This is a genomic window from Methylobacterium sp. WL18, assembly GCF_008040015.1.
Taxonomy (GTDB): domain Bacteria; phylum Pseudomonadota; class Alphaproteobacteria; order Rhizobiales; family Beijerinckiaceae; genus Methylobacterium; species Methylobacterium mesophilicum.
Genome location: NZ_VRVD01000395.1, coordinates 1 through 4,434, shown reverse-complemented (window position 1 = coordinate 4,434; position 4,434 = coordinate 1). Strand labels below are relative to the sequence as shown.

The following is a 4,434-nucleotide window of genomic DNA, read 5'->3' as shown; positions in this document are numbered from 1 at the left end:
GTGGCCGCCACCCGGACCCGGCCGCACACCGTGACGCTCGGCACTGCCCAGAAGCGGGTGAGCCTCAGGCCGTACCGGGCCCAGACGATCCGCGCCCCCGACGGCAGCCGCTGGCAGGTGCGGGCGGGCCTGTGGGGGCCGGCCCGCGCAACCCGTCTCCAGGAGCCCGGATCCGGCGCATGATGTTTTTGTACAGGGACGGCGCTGGGCCTGCCGGGATCGTCCGCGTCCAGGCGCGAACGGGCCAGGATTTCACCATTCCCGCCCCGCAGAACCCGGCGCCCCAGGCCGATCCGCTCCAGACCGCGCCGCCGCCGGCTCAATCCAGCACCCCGGCGAACCCGTTCAGCGGCCTCGAACGGGGGCCGACCACCACGGAGCTGGCGCTGGGCGCCGCCGCCTTATTGGTGCTGGCGGTGCTGTTCCTGTTCGTCCGACAGGGCGTGCGCGCCCACCTGATCAACCGCCGCGCGACGCTGGACGCCGCCAACGGCGCGAGCTGGATGCTGTTCTCCGCGCTGATGCTCACCGCGTCGATCCTGGTGAGCGCCACGGTCGGCCGGCTTTGGCAGGCCTGGGCGGGGCTGGCGGCCGGGTTCGCGCTCTGCATCGTGCTGTTTTGCGCCGCCCTGGTGCTGTTCCTGCGCGCACCCGACCGGAGGTGCTGAGATATGGCTGACACCCGGCCCGCTGCCGAGACCGAGACACTCCTGAAGGTCCGCCCCACCGTGTTCGTGGCGCTCGGCGGCACCGGCATGGAGGTGCTACTGCGCCTGCGCCGCCGGATCCTCCAGGCCGATTGGAACGGGACGCGGATCAGCGCCCTCGACCAGTTCCCGGCCGCATCCTTCCTGTACTTCGACACCGACACCCTGGAGGCCCGCGAGGCCGGCCGGGCGGCGGCCACCGATGCACTCTCGGCGAAGGTGGCGTTCCGCGAAGGCGAGACCCTGCAGAAGGCGGTCAACCTCGCCCGCTACCAGGCCGAGCGGCGCAGCTACCCGCACATCGATTCCTGGCTTCCCGCCCGGGACCTGTCGCGCATCGACGCCTCGAAGGGCGCCGGCCAGATCCGCGCGATCGCGCGGCTGCTGTTCTTCGACGAGGTGCGCAACTTCACCGACCGGCTCACCGCCAAGGCCGGCGCGGTGCTGGCCAACGTCTCGAACGAGGCGCAGCTGCGCGCGCTGGGCCTCGACACCTCCACGGACCTGCGCGTCGTCGTGGTGGCGTCGGTGGCCGGCGGAACCGGCTCCGGGGCGGTGATCGATGCCGGCTACGCGATCTCCTCGTTGGAGACGCCCAAGCGGCCCGACGCGGTCGACCTCTTCCTGGTCCTGCCCTCGGGCTATGTCGGGGCCAACAAGGACCGGGTCTTCGCCAACGGCGTCGCCACCCTGTCCGAACTCGAATACGCCATGCGCGGCAATCCCGAGCCGCCCTATGTCGAGAGCTGGGGCGACCACGCCCGGGTGGCGCGCGGGGTCGAGCGGCCGTTCAGCGACGTCTACCTGTTCGACACCCAGAACCTCGCCGACCAGCGCACCGGCGCGATCGGCGACCTCTACGACATGATGGCCGACGTGCTGTTCGAGGATTTCGGCAATTCCGAATTCTCAGGCCGCAAGCGCTCGACGGGGGTCAACCAGACGCAGCACAAGATGCGCAAATGGGCGCCGCCGAGCCCGGACCGCGCCGGCCGCGCCGCCCTGTTCTCGCTGAACTACTCGGCGCTCGGCCAAGCGGTGCTCGCCACCCGCGGCAGCCTCGAATTCGAGGAGCACGCCGCCCGGGCGGGCCTCGGCATGGTCGAGGCGTTCTTCGGCGTCGCCCGCGGGCAAGGGGAGCGTCTGGCGGAGCGTCACATCCCCACGGTGGAGGAGCGCGACCGCTTCGCCGCCGACCGGCTCGCCCTGCGCTTCTCCGCCTTCGAGGCGTTTCCGAAGGTGCTCCAGCCGGCCCCGCCCGGCATCCCCGAATACGACCTTGTCGGCACCCTGCTGCAGCGGGCGGACGGCTCCTCGATCCAGGAATCGGTGGCGCTGGGCGTCGAGGAGGCGGTGGACGCGATCAAGGCCGAGATCGCCAGCCCCCGGGACTGGGCGCCGAACCTGCGCAAGGCAGCCGAGCGCCTGCGCGACGACATCCTGGGCCGCACCGGCTCGGGCTCCGCCTACGGTCCCCGCGGCGCCGAAGTGCTGGACGTGCGCGCCAAGCTCGAGGCGGCCTGGCTCTCCGACCGGGACGGCGCTTTGCCGGCCGCGCTCTATCGCCTCCTCGACGACCAGGAACGTGGCGGCCTCGACTACGCCCGGGCGCTGATCGAGGGCGTGAAGGACCTGATCGAGGCCGATGGCGGCGCGCTCGCCCGGCTCACCGGCGCCGCAGACACCTACGCCCGCCTCGCCGACGAGATGCTGGCGGAGCACTTCTCCGCCTCGCTGAGTCGGCTCGACCAGGTCCGCCCCGGCCTGATCTTCTCGCACCGGCGTGACGCCGAGCGCTACCTGGAGCAGGCCCGGGAGGATCTGCGCGGCTCCTGCGTCCTGCGCATCCGGGCCGTGGCCGCCCGCGAGGGGGCCGAGCTGCTGCGCCGGGTCTCCGCCAGGCTCGGCGCCCGGACCGGGCGCGACCCGGAGACCGGCGTAGCCCGCTACGACGGCCTGCTCGGCGCCCTGAACCAGGGCCACGAGGATGTCGGCCGGCTGATGCGCGAGCTGCGCCTCGACATCGCCGAGATCCGCAACGCCATCGAGCGCCCGTCAGGCGGCACTTTCCTGGTCCTGCCCTCCGGCGACCTGCCGGACAAGATCGCGGTCGCCCCGGCCGAGCAGCTCGCCTGGGCGCGCGAGGCATTCCGCGCCTATGGCGGGTCGCGGGCGATCTTCGCACTGCTGCGCGAGGAGGAGACCCGGGCCGACCTGCTCAACGCCGTCCGCGAGATGGCCCGGCGCCGGCTCGGGCCGCACCGCGCCCGCATCCCGTCGGCGCTGGATGCGCTCCGCGAATTGCCGCCCGCAAAGCAGCGCGAGACCCTGGAACTGATGCTGCTGCGCTGCATGCCCTGGATCTACGCACGGTTCGACGCCTTCAGCCCGGGCGGCGACCAGTTCAAGACGATCCTGGCGGTGGAGGGCTCGCGTGCCTTCCAGGCGGAATTCGGCCCGATCCTGCGGGCGAGCCTGCCACCGGTGCTGGGCGCCGGAGAGATCGGCTTTCTCGAATCGAGCCAGCGGGGCCGCATCGTCTGCTACTGCGAGCTGTCGGGCGTACCGCTCGACGTGCTCGGTCCCCTACGCCGCGACTGGCGGACCGCCTACGCGCAGGAACTGGACCGCCTCGACGCGATCCCGCTCCACAACCACAAGGACTATCTCCGCTTCCCGGACCCGGTCGCCCCCTCGGCCGAGGAATCGGATGCCCTGCGCGAGACCCTGTCGCTGTTCCTGCGCGCGGTCTGCCTCGGCCTGCTCCAGCGCGCTCCGGAGACCGGGCTGTGGCGCTTCGCGTTCGAGCCGGGGGACTGGCGCAGCGTCGGGTCCGAGCGGACCCTCCGGCGCAAGCTGTTCGACCGGGTCCAGCGCGAGGCGATCGCGGCCCAGGTCGCTGAAGCCGAGGCGGCCCTGTCGCCGGTCCAGACTCTGGCCATGGCGGCCCTGTTCGCCTGGACTGCCAAGCGCGCCTACGCACCGCGGCGCGAGACGGTGAACTTCGACGCCGAGGCCCGGGTCGGCGGTGTCGGCAACGCGGTCGCGGTGTCGCTTGCTCTGCGCTGGCGCCAGGCTGCCATCGAGGCCGGCGGCCTACCGGGGGATCCGGACCGGCTGTCCGACGCGCTGCTCGCCCGGGTGGAGGACTGGACCAAACCGATCCCGGGCAGCCTCGCCGACGTGCCCCCCGAGGAGGCCAACCGCGACCCGGCCGACCCGCCGCTCCTACGGGCCGTGGACAAGCGCGTGATCGAGCCCTCAGCCTTCACCACGGAGGGCCTGATGCGGCTCGCCAACCCGGCCGCGTCCGTCCCGCCGCCACCGCCGCCGGCTGCTCTCTTCCACGTCTACCGGGACACGGTCGAAGGGCCGTTCCCGCTCGCCGAACTCGTCGCACAGGCGCGCGCCGGCACCCTGAGCGCAGCCACCCAGATCCACCCGCAGGGAGGCGCCTGGATCGCCGCCGCCGACCATCCGACACTCGCCCCGCTGCTGGCACCACCGCCTCCGCCGCCGCCAGCGCGCTGAGAGCGTTTTCGGTCAACGAGGGTGGTGGTCGAAGGATTCACACCAGCCACGCATCGCCACAACCTGCGCCCGGGCCGCCCGGATCGCCGAGCGGGCGAAGCGGCTATTCGCCGAAACGGGATCCGGCTCATCGCCGGCCAGCACCGTCCGGCTGAGCGCGGTGAGCGCGGGGTCGCCCCAGGCGTCGAGCAGGCTT

Annotated in this window: 2 protein-coding genes and 2 pseudogenes; 3 read left to right on the top strand and 1 reads right to left on the bottom strand. The window is 72.6% G+C overall.

Going from position 1 to position 4,434, the window contains the following annotated elements:
• The 3 genes and pseudogenes from FV228_RS21405 to FV228_RS21395 all read left to right on the top strand — a co-directional run.
• Positions 1 to 183 (top strand): annotated as a pseudogene (locus FV228_RS21405) (hypothetical protein); the annotation flags it as partial.
• The gene (locus tag FV228_RS21400; protein WP_147856453.1) at positions 180 to 668 is read left to right on the top strand and encodes a hypothetical protein; all 489 of its coding nucleotides are present in this window, start codon (positions 180 to 182) and stop codon (positions 666 to 668) included. The pseudogene FV228_RS21405 and the gene FV228_RS21400, both read left to right, overlap by 4 nt.
• A gap of 3 nt (positions 669 to 671) precedes the next feature.
• A complete protein-coding gene (locus FV228_RS21395; RefSeq protein ID WP_147856452.1) occupies positions 672 to 4,238 on the top strand; it encodes a tubulin-like doman-containing protein in 3,567 nt (1,188 codons plus the stop codon).
• Positions 4,239 to 4,250: 12 nt separating this feature from the next.
• On the opposite strand, the pseudogene FV228_RS21390 reads toward FV228_RS21395, so the two are convergent.
• Positions 4,251 to 4,434, bottom strand: a pseudogene (locus FV228_RS21390) (hypothetical protein); the annotation flags it as partial.